Source organism: Faecalicoccus acidiformans, from assembly GCF_014202635.1.
In the GTDB taxonomy this organism is placed as follows: domain Bacteria; phylum Bacillota_I; class Bacilli_A; order Erysipelotrichales; family Erysipelotrichaceae; genus Faecalicoccus; species Faecalicoccus acidiformans.
The window spans coordinates 1-16,654 of the sequence record NZ_JACHHD010000017.1 but is presented as its reverse complement, the minus strand read 5'-3'; the positions used below and the strand labels follow the sequence as shown (position 1 = coordinate 16,654).

Below are 16,654 nucleotides of genomic sequence, written 5' to 3'. Positions count from 1 at the left end.
ATTGTATCATAGTTCCGATTGCCCTACAGTCGACTATCCAATATTTTGAGTTGAGACAACATCGACGCCTGTATTCGCAACATTTTTCAATACCAGATCTCCCACATGAACAGGCGCCTTCACCTGAACCTTTTTTAATTCCTGGATACACGCAAAAATCTTATTTTTGGGAATAGGATTCCTTGTTTTTACGGATAACATCAAGTGGTTATCATCTCCCGCAAGAGGTACCGTAGTTGTGAGGATTCGAGCAGGTGCACATACTTCTTGCCTGGCATAGCGATCTCCATTCAGGCAGCTGTTCCCATGAACAGACTGTACTTTCCCTTGATTGATCTGTACTGTCAAAACACAACCCATCGGACATCCGATGCATGTAAGTTCCTTAGTTTTCATTGATCTTGGCCTCCAGTTCGATTCGAATTCTTTGAAGATCTATTCCTTCTAATTGTTTCTTGGTCAACAAAATCTGCACCATTTCGCCTGGAGTCGCAATTCGAAACGGCCGCCGCATGATTCTTTGATCATTGCCATAAACACAGAAAAAGCCATCTTTATAGATTTGATCGACACGAAAGCGAACCGGTAAAGAGGATTCCATCGCTTCTAAGCACATTCGGCTAGGCACCGTATAACGAACCCCATTTCCTGCTTCAACAGGAACTTCGTGTTTTTGACCTGATTTTGGCTCTCGAAGATACTCAACAGCTTTTCTTCCTGCCATAGAAGCCTCTTGGGATACAAAATCAACCAAATCATGAACATGCAAAACATTGCCGCAGGCAAAAACTCCAGGAATATTCGTCTCCAGACTCTCATTGACCTTTGGACCCTTTGTTTGATCACTCAACTCGATACCCATCATGGCCGACAGTTCATTTTCAGGAATCAAACCACATGACAATAAAAGTGTATCGCACGAAATTCTTTCTCTTGTTTCCGGAAGGATTCTGCCCTCTTTTACTTGTGCGATCCAAACGGCTTCAAGCCGGCGGTTGCCTTCAATGTCCACAACCGTATGCGAGAGCTTCAACGGAATCTCAAAATCCTCTAAGCATTGCACGATATTTCGTTTCAGGCCACTGGAATAAGGCATTTTTTCCACAACCATTTTAACTTTTGCCCCTTCCAAAGTCATGCGCCTTGCCATAATCAAGCCAATGTCTCCTGAACCCAGGATCACTACTTCTTTTCCCGGCATCAAGCCGTAAACATTCACAAATTTTTGCGCTGTTCCCGCAGTATAGATGCCCGCAGGCCGTGTTCCCGGTATGTTAAGCGCCCCTCTAGGTCTTTCTGTGCACCCCATGGCAAGAATAATTGCTTGTGCCTGGATCTGAAACAAGCCTTCAGAAGGATTCACAGCAGTGATGATCTTATCCTTTGAAATATTCGTCACCATAGTATTTAACGAATAAAGGATATTTTGATTTTTGATTTCACAACTAAATCGTGCGGCATATTCTGGTCCGGTCAACTCTTCATGAAAGGTATGAAGTCCAAATCCATTATGGATACACTGATTCAAGATTCCGCCTAATTGTTTGTCTCGCTCCAAAATCAGAATATCGTCTTCTCCGGCATGCTTTGCCCCTAAGACCGCTGCTAATCCCGCTGGTCCGCCGCCAATGATCACAAGTCTAACCTTTCTCATAACAGATCCTCCTTATTATTTCCTGCGATAAAATAGGAGTTTTTTCCAGACTTTGTAATCTCCTTGGCTGTTTTTCCATCCTGTTCTCTTGCCAAGATCTCAACGACTTTAGGCAAACAGAAGCCTCCTTGGCAGCGTCCCATGCCGGCACGCACCCGTCGCTTGACCCCATCCAAAGAACGTGCCGGGATTGGTCGATGAATCGCTTCAACGATTTCTCCTTCACTGATCATTTCACAACGGCAAACGATATTCCCATAGCGAGGATCTTTTTGAATCAACGCATTTTTTTGATGGGAGTTTATCGCATAAAGATGGTTAAGTCCTTTCCGCCGCGGCTGGAAATCAGACTTTTGAACAAGATCATATTTCTCTTGAAACCATTTGGCCACTTTTTTTCCAATTGCCGGACAACTGGAAAGACCTGGTGATTCGATTCCAGCTACATCGATAAAGCCAGGTACATCTTTGACTTCTTCTATAATAAATTCATGTGCAGGATGATGGGCTCGCAGCCCGGCAAACGAAGTAATGATCATGTGCATCGGCAGATCTTGCACTGTTTTTTTAGCTTTTTCAATAACGTCCCGCAACCCTTTTTCCGTTGTGTTAAGCGCCTCTTTATCCTGCACATCCTCACTCGTCGGCCCCACTAACAGATTACCGTGAATCGTAGGAGTGACCAAGACTCCTTTCCCCATTTTGGTCGGTAATTGAAAAATCGTATGGCGAACATGTTTTCCCGCTTTTTTATCCAATAATACATATTCCCCTTTTCGCGGAATGATTTCCATTTTCTGCATGCTGACCATATTATGTATTGTATCCGCATGCACTCCTGCAGCATTGATCACATGTTTGGTGAGCACTTTTCCTTTTGAGGTCAAAACACAAAAACCTTGATCGATCTTATCTATAGAAAGCACCTCGGCATCAAAAAGAAAACGCACACCGTTCTGCACCGCATTTTCAGCCATGGCCAGATTCAATTCAAAAGGACAGACAATTCCTGCGCTTGGTGCATAAAGAGCCCCCACTGCATCTTGCGCAATATGGGGCTCCAACTGTTTTAATCGTTGACGATCAATGATTTCCAGATGCGGCACACCATTTTTTATTCCCCTTTGATATAACTTTTCTAAAAACGGCATTCCTTCTTCTTCCAAACAAACGACCAAAGAACCAATCCTTTGGAAAGGAATATCCAGTTCTTCACTCCAGGAATCCATCATAGCGTTGCCTTCCACATTCAACGATGCCATCAAAGAGCCTTCCGGCGCATCGTATCCAGCGTGAATAATTCCGCTGTTTGCCTTCGAAGTCCCTGAACAGATATCCTCTTGTTTTTCCAAAACTACAATATCTAAATCGTATCGTGAAAGTTCACGGGCGATTGCACTGCCACTCACGCCAGCTCCAATAATTACGATATCGTGATTGAGCATAGATTCTTCTCCTCTTTAATCTCAATCTTATCTCGTATCATTGGATTGTCAATCTAGTTTTAACTTCTTCTATACCAAAAAGCTCTGATACACTTTCTCTTATTTTCGGACAGTTTTCTAAACACCCCTTTCTAAATAGGAAAAAAGCGTTCAATTAAAGTTAAAAAGGATTTTCCTATAGTGTGTATTGAATTACTCCAAGTTTTAAAAGTTGTATCCCGAATTTTTTCGTATAGAATTCAACTTCATTCTTTTTTGAAAAACCATGGATCGCAAGTTAAAATAGAATTAGGAAACAAAGAAAGGAGATCGAGAACGATGGAATATACTACGATCACCATTGGCCGTCAGTTTGGAAGCCGCGGCCGTGAAATCGCCAAGCGATTGGCAAAAACTTTGAATTATCAGTATTATGATAAAGAACTCTTAGTCAAAGTCGCCCAGAAAAGTGGGTTGACCACTGAATTTTTAGAAAATACTGACGAAAGACAAACCAGCCCTTTCTTTTATTCTTTACTGACCTCTCCTTCGGGACTCTGGTGGAACGATCAATACATTTCGACAGAAGCACTGGCACACCAGGCTCAAATCGAAACCATCCATAATTTGGCAAAACAAGAAAACTGCATCATTGTAGGAAGATGCGCGGATTATATCTTGAAAGAAAAGAAAAAGTTACTGCGAATCTTTATTTGCGCCGACTTAAAAGATCGTATCCAGCACATCATGGAAAGAGACCAGCTTTCAGAGAAAGAAGCTCGGAAGAAAATCAAAGAGATGGAGAAATCACGAAGTGCATACTATAATTTCAATACGGATCAAAAGTGGGCCGATCCTACCAATTATGACCTATGCATCAATGTCTCAAAACTTGGCGTGGAAAAAACTGTCGATTTGATTATTAAAACACTGCATCAAATAACAGCCGATCAATAAACTGTCCCCTTGCCTGCGACTCTTAGAGAGTTGCAGTTTTTTATAGGATGTCTTCGGGTTTCATGTTATAATCAACCCATGTCTAATTTTAAACAACGAACACTCATTTTAATGTGCGCACTTTCAGTTGGCGCTTTATTGATATCAAATTTGGCGGCAATCAAACTATGGAACTTAAATGGAATCGCGGTTGATGGCGGCATCCTTGTTTTCCCTTTGACCTATATCTTATCCGATTTGATCGTGGAATTTTACGGAAAAAAACATGCCCAACAAATCGTATTTGCGGGCTTTTTGATCAATTTGTTAGCGATTCTTGTCTTCTGGGCCGTGATCGCACTGCCAGCTTATCCCGGATGGAATCTGCAAGAAGCTTACAGTCAAGTTTTAGGTTTTACTCCGCGCATCGTTTTAGGATCCTTGGCAGCTTACATCGTCTCTAATCTTTTCAACAACACTTTATTTATCTACTTAAAAGAAAAACAAGGAATCTTTGCGAAAAGCTTCATAGCCCGTGCATTAGGGTCCTCCGCTTTTGCCCGAATCCTGGACTCTGCCATTTTCGAGACCATTGCCTTTCTCGGTGTGTTATCTTTTTCTGAATTTCTTAGACAAGCTGTCTTTGCGTATGTCATGGGAATGCTTTTGGAGATCTTGCTCTCTCCTTTAGAGGCATTCTGCGCCCGTTGTCTGCGCCCAAAAATGAGTGAATATCAAAACAACAATCAATTTTCTTTTGAAATCGTAAAACGCATGGATAATCAACTCGGTCGCGCCGGAATCATCCATACGCCTCATGGAGATATCAAAACCCCAGCTTTCATGTGTGTAGGAACGCGCGGAAAAGTCAACTTCGTCGACATGAAAGAACTTCAGTCTCTTCATGCACAAGCTATGCTGAGCAACGGCTACCATCTCCGAAATCTCTCTCATGAAATCGCTTTAGAAGGCGGCTTAGCTAGTTGGTCCGGATGGAAAGGGCCAACCTTGACGGATTCTGGAGGATTCCAAGTCATGTCTTTGGGATCGGGAAGCGGCAAAGTCGTCAGTATGAAAGTGGGCAATGAATTGAAAAATACCGAGCCAGAAAAACGTCTGGCTCATGTCAGCGAACAAGGCGTTGCTTTTACGGATCCGGTGACAGGTGAAGATGATTTTATCGGCCCAGAGGAGTCGATGCAAATTCAATGCCGGATCGGTGCCGATATTCATATGGCATACGATGAATTGACTTCCCTGGCTGACAGCTATGAATACAATGTCGAATCTTTAGCTCGAACAGAACGCTGGGCAAAGCGAAGTTTAAAGGAACATAAAAAACATTGTTATGACCTGGGCTATTATCAAGCACTCTATGGAGTCTTGCAAGGTGGACGATGGGAAGATCTGCGTCGTTCCACGGCCAAAAAATTAGCGAAGATGGATTTTGACGGATTTGGTCTGGGAGGCGCTTTCCTGAAGGAGAACTTAGGCGACATATTACGCTGGTGTTGCGAGGAGTTACCGGAAATGAAGCCTCGTCATTTGTTGGGACTTTCTCACCCCGATGATATTTTGATTGGTATTGAAAACGGAGCCGATACCTTTGACTGTGTGGCTCCCACTCGAGAAGCCCGGCACGGGAAAATCTATACACGATATGGCAATATCAATCTTGCCAATGCGAAATTTAAAGACAGTCCAGAAAAACTGGATCCTGGATGCGATTGTCCAGTTTGTAAAGCCGGATGGACCCGTGGTCAATTGCGTGCGCTATTAAAATCCGGAGAGCCGGAAAAGAAACACCTCTATTTTGATCTGGCTTCACAACATAACCTGCGCTTCATCATTCGTCTCACCGAAGAGGCCAGAGCAGCCTTGATTCAAGGCACCTTCCAAGAATATAAAGAACAATTCTTAAAGGATTATTATGGAAACAAAAAATAAGGGATGTCAACGGACGTCCCTTTTCTTCGTTCTTTCTTTTTTATGTTTTTGATAAGGTCTTTTAGCTGGGATCAAACACTTGGGCCCAGACCCGATCAAATCATCCCGGCAAGCCTTTTTTAAAGCTCGATAGACAATATCGTAATTTTTGGGATAACTGTACTGCATTAAAGCTCGCTGTTCCAACTTTTCTTCAAAAGTTTTCGCAACATAAACAGGTTTCATATTTCGAGGATCCAAACCAGTATAGTACATACACGTCGCTAAAGTTCCCGGGGTTGGATAGAAGTCCTGAACTTGTTTAGGAATATGATGAATCTTCTTCAAATAACAAGCCAGTTCGATTGCGTCTTTTAATTCGCATCCCGGATGTGAACTCATCAAATAAGGAACCAAATATTGTTTCATTCCCCATTGTTTGTTCTTTTCATAATATTTGTCGACAAACTTTAAATAAAGTTCTTTTCGTGGTTTTCCCATTTTATCCAATACTGCGGCACTCACATGTTCCGGCGCCACCTTCAGCTGTCCGCTGATATGATATTGGATCAGCCGGTCAAAGAAAGTCTCATCTTTGTCATACATCAAATAATCATAACGAATCCCGGAACGAATAAAAACTTTTTTTACTTTAGGCAGTTCACGAATCGCATCTAACATCTCCACATAGTGAGTGTGATCGACCTTTAAATTCGGACATGGTTTGGGCCAAAGACATTGTCTTTTCGCACACGCTCCTAGTGTAGTCTGTTTATCACAGGCAGGTCGGGAAAAGTTAGCGCTGGGTCCTCCCAAGTCATGGATATAACCTTTAAAATTAGGCATCTCTATGATTTTTTTTGCCTCTTCTACAACGCTTTGAGTACTCCTGGAAGAGATTACGCGGCCTTGATGGGATGTGATGGCGCAAAAAGCGCATGATCCAAAACATCCCCGATTGCTGGTGATGGAAAACTGCACTTCTTCAATGGCCGGTACATATGTGTATTTCGGATGAAAAGTTCGTTCATACGGCAAAGAGTACGTGAAATCCATTTGCTCTTGTGTCAAAGGAAGAGGCGGCTGATTACAGACGACATACCACCCATCATAGGGCTCAATCAAGATTTTAGACTGGATCGCATCCTGATTTTCGTACTGAATCATAAAACTGCGGGCATAAGCATATTTATCATGACAAATTGTTTCATAATCTGGCAAAAGAATATAATCATCAATAATGGACTCTATAGATTTAGTCTTCCATACGGTTCCTCTGATATAACAGATATCCTTGACATTTAAACCTCCATCTAAAGCCTCTGCCACTTCGATGATTGTATTTTCGCCCATGCCAAACATCAAAAGATCCGCTTGAGAATCAATCAGAATCGAGCGACGAACTTTATCATCCCAATAATCATAATGTGCCAGTCGTCTTAGGCTGGCCTCAATTCCTCCTATCAGGATGGGAATATCTGGGAACAAGCGTTTTAAGATTTGTGTATAAACGATTGTCGGACGATCCGGACGTTTTCCCATGATTCCCTGATCGGAATATGCATCTTTATCTCGTCTTCTTTTATTGACTGAATAATGATTGACCATAGAATCAATATTCCCGGCCGACACTAAAAAACCTAGGCGGGGTTTCCCAAACTGCAAGAATTCCTCATCTTTGTGCCGATCCGGCTGGGCAAGGACGGCACAACTGTAACCATAGGCTTGTAAAGTACGAGTGATGATTGCACATCCAAAAGAAGGATGATCCACATAGGCATCTCCTGAAACATAAACAAAGTCCACTTGTTCATATCCCTGTTCTAACATTTCATCACGGGTCGTTGGTAAAAATGACATATTTATTCTCCTTGCCCTTTCAAAAAGACCTGATCCGCATATCGAACGGATCCCATCGCATCCGGCGCATAATGATCCGCATGAATCATCTTAGCATACTCGGGGTTCAACACTGCTCCACCTACCATGATCTTGACATGAGGCGCTTGTTCATGAAGTAAACGTATGGTTTTTTCCATATTAACGACTGTAGTCGTCATCAAAGCACTCAATCCAACTAAAGAGATGTTCTCATTTTTCACGCAAGAAACAATCTGTTCCGGCGCTACATCTTTACCAAGATCAATGACATCATAACCATAGTTTTCCAATAAAACTTTTACGATATTTTTCCCGATATCATGGATATCGCCTTGAACAGTGGCCAGTACAATACGGCCTTTGGCAACTTTGTTGTCTTGCGGCATTTTTTCTTTTATAGCCGAAAAGCTAAGCTTAGCCGCTTCGGCACTCATCAGAAGCTGCGGTAAAAATAAAATCCCGGATTCGTATTCTTTTCCCACTTGGTCCAAAGCCGGAATCAATTCTGCATCGACGATCTCCAAAGGATCTTTTTGATTCAAAAGTTCTAGCGTCAGCTGTTCGGCCCTTCCTTTTAAACCTGCCTGGATGGCTTGTTTTAATGTCATGTTTTCAGAAGAATCTGTAAACTTCTGAGTCGGAACAGATCCATAAGCTTCAATATAACCTTTACACTGAGGATCCAAGGCTTGTAAAGCTAAATACGAACGATATGATTTCATCATGTCTTCACTGTTCGGATTGATGATGGCACAAGATAAACCCTTCGTTAAAGCCATACTCAAAAAATGAGAATTAATAATTTCTCTTTGTGGCAACCCAAAAGAAATATTCGAAACACCTAAGATCGTATATCCGTTCAATTCTCTAGAAATCTGATCAATTGTCTCTAAAGCGACCACTCCGGCCTGACTCGAGCTGGAAATCGTCATTGCTAAGCCGTCAATCACAATATCTTTTGATGGAATGCCATACTCTTCAGCCTTATGATATATTTTTTTAGCGATTTCTACGCGTTGCTCAGCTTGTTCTGGGATTCCTTCTTCGTCTAAACAGAGTCCTACAACAACGGCTCCATACTTTTGGATCAAGGGAAAAACGCTCTCCATTGATTCTAGTTTGCCATTCACAGAATTCACCATAGGTCTTCCGTTATAGATTCGCAAAGCTTGTTCTAAAGCCTCGATATTGCCCGTATCAATTTGAAGAGGACAAGCCGTGACACTCTGAATCTGGCAGATCATTTCTTTCATCATGGAAGGTTCATCAATTTCAGGCAATCCGACATTGACATCCAGAATATGAGCTCCGGCAATTTCTTGTTCTAAGGCCTGAGAAAGAATGTATTCGTACTCCTGATTCCGTAAAGCTTCTTTTAACCTCTTTTTCCCTGTTGGATTGATTCTTTCGCCAATCACGACGGGCTTAGGCCCAATCTGCACCGCTTGTGAATAAGAGGTGACCCAAGTCATTTTCTTGGGAGCTATCGGCTGAAATGGACAATTCCGGATCGTTTGGATCATTGTCTTGATGGTTGAAGGTGTTGTTCCGCAACAGCCTCCCACTCCCTGAACACCTAATGCAGCTATTTCTTTCATCCAAAAGGCGAATTCATCATCGCTTAAATCGTATACAGTTTGATTTCCGAGCTGTCGAGGAAGGCCCGCATTGGGGTTTACGATCACTGGTAAAGAAGAAATTTGGACAATTTCTTTAACGATGGGCAACATCTGTGCAGGTCCCAACCCACAGTTGATTCCCACCGCATCCGCTTTCAATCCTTCACACATCGGAATCACGGACTGCACACTGCCTCCGCTTAACAATCGATGGTTTTCATCAAAGATAAAAGTGATAAAAACAGGAAGATCGCAATTTTCCTTAGCAGCTAAAAGAGCAGCCTTGGCTTCATAACTATCTGACATTGTTTCAATCAAAACTAAATCAGCACCTGCTTTAACTCCGGCCCGCACCATTTCCGCAAAAATCGAAACAGCTTCCTCAAAATCTAAATCCCCCATCGGGGCAAGCAATTTCCCCGTCGGCCCAATATCTAAAGCAACATAAGCATCCTGGCGATGACTTTCTTGAACAGCTTGTTTCGCCAAAGAGATTCCAGCCGTTACCACTTCTTTCACATTTTCAACTTTACATCGATTGGCTCCAAAGGTATTGGCATTGATAATGTGAGCTCCTGCTTCCAGATACGCTTTATGAATCTCTATTAAAATCTCGGGATGATCCAGATTCCACATTTCAGGGCACTGTCCTGCCGCCAAGCCTTTTTTCTGCAGCATTGTCCCTAAAGCTCCATCAAAGAAAATCCATTCGGTATTGATTCGCTCTTTCAATGTTTTCATAATTTCCTCATTTCTTTTCCCATCCAATGACTGCGGTTACTGACTTATTGGGAATCATCAGGTTCCCTTGGGTTAAAGAAACCCCTATCGTAATCGGCATTTCTAAAAGTCGTATAAAATCTTTTTGGTGGTTTAAATCAAAATCACCATACCCGCAAGAATAGCGAGGATGGCAAATATACCCTTGATTCTGTGCGTCTTGTCGAATTCGTTCATTAATCTGGTCTACATATGACTCAATCATGGCACATCCTACCGCCTGTAAAACGACCGCCTTTGAAAGATCCAAGATCTTAGCTCGCTGAATCAAACGGTCCGGCAAGGGGCCAAGTGTAGCTGCCATGCAAACACATTTTGTGCAGTTTTTCAAGTTTTTCCCTAAGTCTTTTGACCGGATGTGTATATCCGCAAACCATATCTCATTCTCTGTCAAAACATCGATGGAAAAACATTTCTGCACCGATCGAAAGCTGCATGGTTGTAAATCCTCGATTGACTGTTCTACAAGTTCCTGAATCTCTGCATCCGGTAGATGGTTTCCGTATCCTAGGTAACGATATATCTCTTTTCTTGATACTTGTACATTCATTTTAAAATTCCTGAAAGATTATTTTGTATGGCCGCTGCCACATCGGGTTTATTCATGGAGTAAACATGGATATGTTTGATTCCATTCGCGATCAAATCGATGATTTGTTCACTTGCATAAATGATTCCGGCCTGTTTCATCGCTTGCGGATCATCGCCAAAATGATCAACGATCGCCTTGAAACGCTCAGGCACTTGCGTTCCTGACATCTGTACGCTTCGCGACAGCTGCTTTTTATTCGTGATCGGCATGATTCCTGCTAATACTGGAACCTGGATCCCGGCTTCGCGAATACGGTATAAAAAGTTATAGAGAACATTATTATCAAAAAACATTTGGGTCGTCAAAAAATCGCAGCCTGCTTCAACCTTCTGTTTCAAGTGTAAGATATCATCCTTTTTATGTTCACATTCGACATGTCCTTCCGGATAACAGGCACCTCCTATACAGAAATCTCCATGTTCTTTGATCTCACGGATCAACTGATAGGCATAACTATAATCGTGCGCGACTTTCCCGTCCTTAGGAATATCTCCGCGAAGTGCCATAATATTTTCAATACCGGCTTGTTTGAAACTTTGTATCATGTGAGATACATGTTCCCGAGTGCTGGTAACGCACGTCAGATGTGCTATGACTTCCGTTCCGGTCCTTTGATACAGATCCCGCGCCAGATCCACAGTATACTGACTGGTTCCACCTCCGGCACCATAAGTGATTGACATAAAATCAGGGTGTAAAGATGCGATTTGATGGGCCGCTTCTTCTACTTTTGTATAATCATCCATTTTTTTAGGGGGAAACACCTCAAAAGATAAAGTGACTTTATCTTGATTCAATACTTCGACAATTTTCATGAGCTATCCTCTTTTCACTTCATTGTTAGTTCAATTATACGTTGTTTTAGTTATAATGAAAAGCTCGTTTACTTTGACTATCAAAATAGTTAAAATAGGAATGTCGGAGAAAGTATATGAATTTAAAAAGCATTTGTACCGGAGGTTTTTCAATCGCCTTATTGACAATTTGTTCGTGGATCACTATTCCGTTTACTATCCCTTTTACTTTACAGACTTTTGCGATTTATCTGATCATCTTTTTATTTGGCGGCAAAAAAGGAACGATATATATTGGTTGTTATATTCTTGGCGGAATAGGAGGCTTTCCAATTTTTTCGAATTTTCAAGGAGGATTCCCGGTTTTATTCGGGGCTACAGGCGGATATCTATTGGGCTTTTTGGCCAGCAGCATCTTTTTATGGTCAACCGAAAACTTCTGGTCAAACCGGCCTCAACATTTTTTTGGGATTTCAATACTAAGCTTATTCCTTTGTTACAGCTTTGGAACTTTCTGGTTTTTATGGATCAACATGCAAAACCACATTTCTTTCTCCTTTTTCCAGGCCTTAGAGCTATGTGTTTTTCCTTTCGTGATCTTGGATCTTCTCAAAATCAAATTCGCTGCCCATATTGGAAAACAATTAAAGCCTTTTATTTAAGCATGGGATAGAGATACAATATCTCTATAAATTTATGGGAGTGTTAAATAACATGAAAACGATTAGACTTTTATATCCTGACCATGTCAGCGGTAGGCTTGATACATATTATTTTGGTGCCAATTTATTGCAGTTTATCCTGCCCCAGAATCCGAAACAACCCGTTGTGAAAGTAGATGTTATTCCACCTGATAACAAAGAGAAAGGCGTTACAAATGGGATATATGCCAAGGAAGAGGTTTTGTCAGGAATCAAAGACGCAAAAGAAAAAATTTCCAGAGAAAATCCTGATAAGATTATCACCATCGGCGGCAACTGTATGGTATCGCTTGCACCATTTGATTATCTTCATGGGAAATATGAGAAAGTCGGTATTATTTGGATCGATGCTCATCCAGATGTATCCACTTTGCATGATGGATACCCGAATGCTCATGCCATGGTGTTGGGAAGTCTTTTAGGACACGGAGCTCCACAACTGACAAAAGAAATGGAGAATCCTCTATTTAAACCAGATGAAATTTTTTATATCGGACTTCAAGCCCTTCATGATTATCAAGAAAGACATCTGAAGGATATGGGTGTGAAGTATAAGGTGCAGGATAAGAGTTTTGTGACAGACTCAGAAATTAATAAATTCCTTAGTCGATTTGAACATATTCTTATACATTTTGATATCGATGTATTAGACGAACATTTCTTCCATTCGACTTATTTTGCAAACTCGGAATTAGTCGGCGATGGATCTGGCGGCGGTAAAATGACGATAGAGAAACTATCTGGAATACTGCATTTAATTACAGAAAATGCGGATGTCATTGGTTTTACAATAGCAGAATATCTACCGTTTGATGAACACAAACTACATCAGATGTTTACTGAAATCAAAATGTTCACAGATTAACAGATCCGAATTTAGTAAAAGGTGTTTAAGCACTGTATCTATAATAGGCAGATAATAGGCAGAAATAATCTCTATTCGGTTTTCTTTTGTCATGAATAACCAATCTTTCGAAAAACAGTAGACTTTTAAAAGCTTGTGAAAAGTTATCCATCGGTCTTTTCAGTAAAGAATTTCTCTTTTCTTTTTCTATGAATTTCATTATAATTTTCTTGTATTAGACTAAAAGTCTTGATCCACGCTTGTTAGGGAAAACATTCTAACAGGTGTGTTTTTTTATGGAGGATGAAACCTATGAAAATATTTTATAAATTTTTTCCCGTCTTAGTCGGAAACCTGATCTATGCTTTGATCGTAAAATTGTTTATCTTACCCACCAGTTTGATGAGTTCTGGAACAACCGGTATCGCTTTATTTATGAATCATGTATTTGATATCCCCGTTTCTCTATTTATCTTGATCTTCAATCTTTGTATGTTGATCATCGGTTTTCTCATTTTAGGAAAAACTTTTGCGATGACAACCATCGCCAGCACAATTTTATATCCCGTATTTCTAGAATTTTTCAACCAGTGTCTGGGAGACTATGTAATCACAAACAATGCACTTTTAAATACAATTTTTGCCGGCATGGGAATCGGCCTGGCACTAGGAATCGTCATTCGCAGCGGAGCCAGTACAGGAGGTATGGATATTCCTCCGCTTTTGCTTCATCACTATTTTAGAATTCCGGTCTCTATCAGCTTATATGTATTTGATTTCATAATTTTATCTTGCCAAACTCTATACAACCCTATGGAACGCTTGTTATATGGAATTCTATTGATTCTGCTGACCTCTGTTGTACTCGATAAAGTTCTCTTGATGGGTACTACGCGCACAGAAGTAAAGATCATCAGTCCCCGATCTCAAGAAATCGCGAAAGATATCTTATCCAATATAGATCGCGGCGTCACCTTGCTGGAGTCCAAAGGAGGCTATTCGCAACAGAAACAAGAAGTAATTTTAACGATCATATCCAACCGAGAACTTCCAAAAATAGAAAAGCTGATACGTCAAATTGATCCAGATGCCTTTATGGTCGTCAGCCGCGTCAGCGAAGTATGGGGCCGAGGTTTCTCATCTAAAAAACAGTATCAATAATAAAAATGAGGCTGAACAAAACCCATTAAAAAGAAATTGATTCAATATTCTAGCAAGCGAAAAAATCAACCATAACCTCATGATCCCTGGCGATTCAGTGAAACAAAGCGGATGTTCTGTCTTCCATCTCCCGCAAGGTCGGATACGATAACACATGGCACTTTTCCAATCTGTTCCAGAAAAGGCTTAAATATCCCCCTTTAAAATTCCGCAAACTTTATCGATACAGTCAAGAGAAAGAAGAAAATTGATCAAAAAATACAAAAAAAGCTCAAATTGAAAGATTTTGAGCTCGTTTTTTATTTTTCATAATCCGTGATTCCTTCCCCTGTATTCGGATAAAAATGAGAATAGACCATATCTATGGAAAAAACAATCAACAAGAATATACAAACAATTTTAGTGACTGCAGGTTTTATCTTACGAATCAAATTGTCAAAGACAGGAGCCAGGATATAGATAAATCCCATGCCGCCAATCCCGAACACCATCAATCCTTCGGCACAGATTCTCCCATTCAGATTCAAAAAATACCCGCTATAATCCCACCATTTTAAACCAGTATTCATCTCCATAATATACGAAGTGGAATATTCTAAGATACCGCAAACGATCAGAATGCATAAAAAATTCAACAATGGCTTAGATCGGAATTTCTTTAAAAGAATCAAAATCAAAAGGCCTCCTGATCCATAGATCGGCAACCATGGTCCATGCATAGCTCCTCGATTGACAAAAACACCATCTGTGATCAGGTGCAGACTCACTTCCCAAAGCCAGCCAATTCCAGAAAAAATAAAAAACATTAAAATCAAAGACCAGATCGTGTAATTTCGCAACGGGTCCAAACCAGTAACCAATGTTCGCTTCTGTTCCTCCGCAATAGAAAACAAGCGCTTAGGATACTGCTTAGCATCCAGCACATTAGAAACTGCTCGATACCTCTGATAAAGCCGCATCTTTTCCTGATATTCTTTTTCCTTTTTACCTTCTTTAAACAAGATACCAAACCAGTTCGCAAAGAAACCGGCAAATCCTTGAAGTTCGGGCTCTTGTACATAACGATCCTTATATTCCGGATAAGCTTTTTCCAATTCTTCTTTGTTGGGAAGTTCAAATAAATACACATCATTCATCCTATCCGCATCTTTGATATTTTTAAGCTTAGCTTCTTTTCTTAATACGGCATATAATTCTGCATACGTGCACATTTTATACGGATTGCTGAAAAAGATAGCAGATAACCCGAATGTCATCGATGAAAGAAGGGTCCATCCAAGAAAAGTGAGACTGATTTTAAAACACTCCCATTTATGACCATTCATCATTTTTCTGGAAAGTGTGATCGCCTGATTAGCTCCAATATCTGGATTCTCCGCTACAATATAAGGAACCATCAAATAGGAATAATGCTTAATAACAAAGCCTACGATCGTAAACATCCATAATGTCTGATACATAGATGTGAGAAACATGGTAAAGCTTGCCTTCGTCCATTTTTTGACATGACTCAAAAACATATATCGTTCAAACGGAACTTTCTCATAGATTCGTGCCTCTAAAAAGAGTCTTCGCAAAACAACGCAGAATACATTCTGGATATAAAACCAGGCCAAAAAAAGCAAGAAAAGACCGCCCAGAATCATAATCAAAACCGCAATGCTCTCAGATCCCACCATAGAATTGATAGCTGCAGCGATCGACACAAATATAGATCCCGAACTTACAGAATTGATGACAGATGCCAGCACTCCTCTTGTTCGCCCCAAAACGGGATCATGACTTTCACTGATTTCTTTCTTTTCAATTGTTTCTGCCGTTTTGGCTCCTTCTTCAAGATTATCTTCAACGATATCTTTCAGCACCTGGCTGGCTGTCAGTTGTGATGGAAGAACTGCATTGGAATCTTCCTGAACACCTATTTCATTTTCTGCACTTAACAAAGTAAAAGTATCAGAGAATTCATTGGCTAATATTCCTGATATCATACAAGCTATGATCAAGAAACCATAATGAATCTTTAAGACCTTTTTTGCTCTTTTCTTTAATTCTTTTCTGTTGATCATCTTTGCACCACCTATAGTTTCTATTTTCTATCATATCATAAAAAAAGCTTTCCTTTTTGAAAGCTTAATGCTCCTTCTATACTAGCAAATAGGTGAGATTGCACTTTTAAGCAATTTTACAACTTAACATTTTATGTATTCGTTCCCAATGTTTGATTCGATCAGTGTATAATACCTCTATAAATCGGGCTTTGATTAGTTCATCATATTTGTGTAATTGACTTTCTTTATCATCAATTATTTTTCTTACATTATCCAATGTCTTCGTTATTTCTT

13 protein-coding genes are annotated in these 16,654 nt (G+C 40.6%); 5 read left to right on the top strand and 8 right to left on the bottom strand.

Going from position 1 to position 16,654, the window contains the following annotated elements; all coding sequences use genetic code 11:
- Positions 1–33: 33 nt before the first annotated feature.
- The 3 genes from HNQ43_RS07915 to HNQ43_RS07905 are packed head-to-tail and all read right to left on the bottom strand — an operon-like array spanning position 34 to position 3,099.
- Positions 34–396 carry a DUF1667 domain-containing protein gene (locus HNQ43_RS07915; protein WP_183376573.1) on the bottom strand — a complete coding sequence of 121 codons (363 nt, stop codon included), beginning with the start codon at positions 394–396 and terminating at the stop codon, positions 34–36.
- On the bottom strand, positions 386–1,654 hold the full coding sequence (locus tag HNQ43_RS07910; protein ID WP_183376571.1) for an NAD(P)/FAD-dependent oxidoreductase: 1,269 nt from the start codon (positions 1,652–1,654) through the stop codon (positions 386–388). Before HNQ43_RS07910 ends, HNQ43_RS07915 begins: the two co-directional genes overlap by 11 nt.
- The gene (locus HNQ43_RS07905) at positions 1,651–3,099 is read right to left on the bottom strand and encodes an NAD(P)/FAD-dependent oxidoreductase (RefSeq protein ID WP_183376569.1); all 1,449 of its coding nucleotides are present in this window, start codon (positions 3,097–3,099) and stop codon (positions 1,651–1,653) included. Before HNQ43_RS07905 ends, HNQ43_RS07910 begins: the two co-directional genes overlap by 4 nt.
- 318 nt (positions 3,100–3,417) lie before the next feature.
- Between HNQ43_RS07905 and HNQ43_RS07900 the strand changes: the two genes are divergently transcribed.
- Positions 3,418–4,035 (top strand): cytidylate kinase-like family protein, encoded by a 618-nt coding sequence (locus HNQ43_RS07900; protein WP_183376567.1) that lies wholly within the window; start codon positions 3,418–3,420, stop codon positions 4,033–4,035.
- Positions 4,036–4,113: 78 nt separating this feature from the next.
- Positions 4,114–5,961, top strand: coding sequence for a tRNA guanosine(34) transglycosylase Tgt (gene tgt, locus HNQ43_RS07895; RefSeq protein ID WP_183376565.1), 1,848 nt, complete (start codon positions 4,114–4,116; stop codon positions 5,959–5,961).
- Between the two features lie 6 nt (positions 5,962–5,967).
- Here tgt and HNQ43_RS07890 read toward each other — a convergent pair whose 3' ends face one another.
- From HNQ43_RS07890 to metF, 4 genes are read right to left on the bottom strand one after another with little or no spacing between them, the layout of a single operon-like run.
- The gene (locus HNQ43_RS07890; RefSeq protein WP_183376563.1) at positions 5,968–7,800 is read right to left on the bottom strand and encodes a YgiQ family radical SAM protein; all 1,833 of its coding nucleotides are present in this window, start codon (positions 7,798–7,800) and stop codon (positions 5,968–5,970) included.
- A 2-nt stretch (positions 7,801–7,802) separates the two neighbouring features.
- Complete coding sequence (locus tag HNQ43_RS07885) at positions 7,803–10,181, bottom strand: homocysteine S-methyltransferase family protein (protein WP_183376561.1); 2,379 nt, start codon at positions 10,179–10,181, stop codon at positions 7,803–7,805.
- A gap of 7 nt (positions 10,182–10,188) precedes the next feature.
- A complete protein-coding gene (locus tag HNQ43_RS07880; protein ID WP_183376559.1) occupies positions 10,189–10,770 on the bottom strand; it encodes a Vitamin B12 dependent methionine synthase activation subunit in 582 nt (193 codons plus the stop codon).
- A complete protein-coding gene (gene metF, locus HNQ43_RS07875) occupies positions 10,767–11,627 on the bottom strand; it encodes a methylenetetrahydrofolate reductase [NAD(P)H] (protein WP_183376557.1) in 861 nt (286 codons plus the stop codon). Before metF ends, HNQ43_RS07880 begins: the two co-directional genes overlap by 4 nt.
- Before the next feature lie 116 nt (positions 11,628–11,743).
- Here metF and HNQ43_RS07870 point away from each other — a divergent pair, with 116 nt between their 5' ends.
- The 3 genes from HNQ43_RS07870 to HNQ43_RS07860 all read left to right on the top strand — a co-directional run bounded on the left by HNQ43_RS07870 (position 11,744) and on the right by HNQ43_RS07860 (position 14,312).
- Positions 11,744–12,268 carry a biotin transporter BioY gene (locus HNQ43_RS07870; protein WP_183376555.1) on the top strand — a complete coding sequence of 175 codons (525 nt, stop codon included), beginning with the start codon at positions 11,744–11,746 and terminating at the stop codon, positions 12,266–12,268.
- Between the two features lie 34 nt (positions 12,269–12,302).
- Entirely contained in the window at positions 12,303–13,172 is an 870-nt protein-coding gene (locus HNQ43_RS07865; RefSeq protein ID WP_221248043.1) for an arginase family protein, read from the top strand.
- Positions 13,173–13,463: 291 nt separating this feature from the next.
- Positions 13,464–14,312 (top strand): YitT family protein, encoded by an 849-nt coding sequence (locus HNQ43_RS07860; RefSeq protein WP_183376553.1) that lies wholly within the window; start codon positions 13,464–13,466, stop codon positions 14,310–14,312.
- A gap of 299 nt (positions 14,313–14,611) precedes the next feature.
- Here HNQ43_RS07860 and HNQ43_RS07855 read toward each other — a convergent pair whose 3' ends face one another.
- A complete protein-coding gene (locus HNQ43_RS07855; RefSeq protein WP_183376551.1) occupies positions 14,612–16,378 on the bottom strand; it encodes a DUF975 family protein in 1,767 nt (588 codons plus the stop codon).
- Between the last annotated feature and the right edge of the window lie 276 nt (positions 16,379–16,654).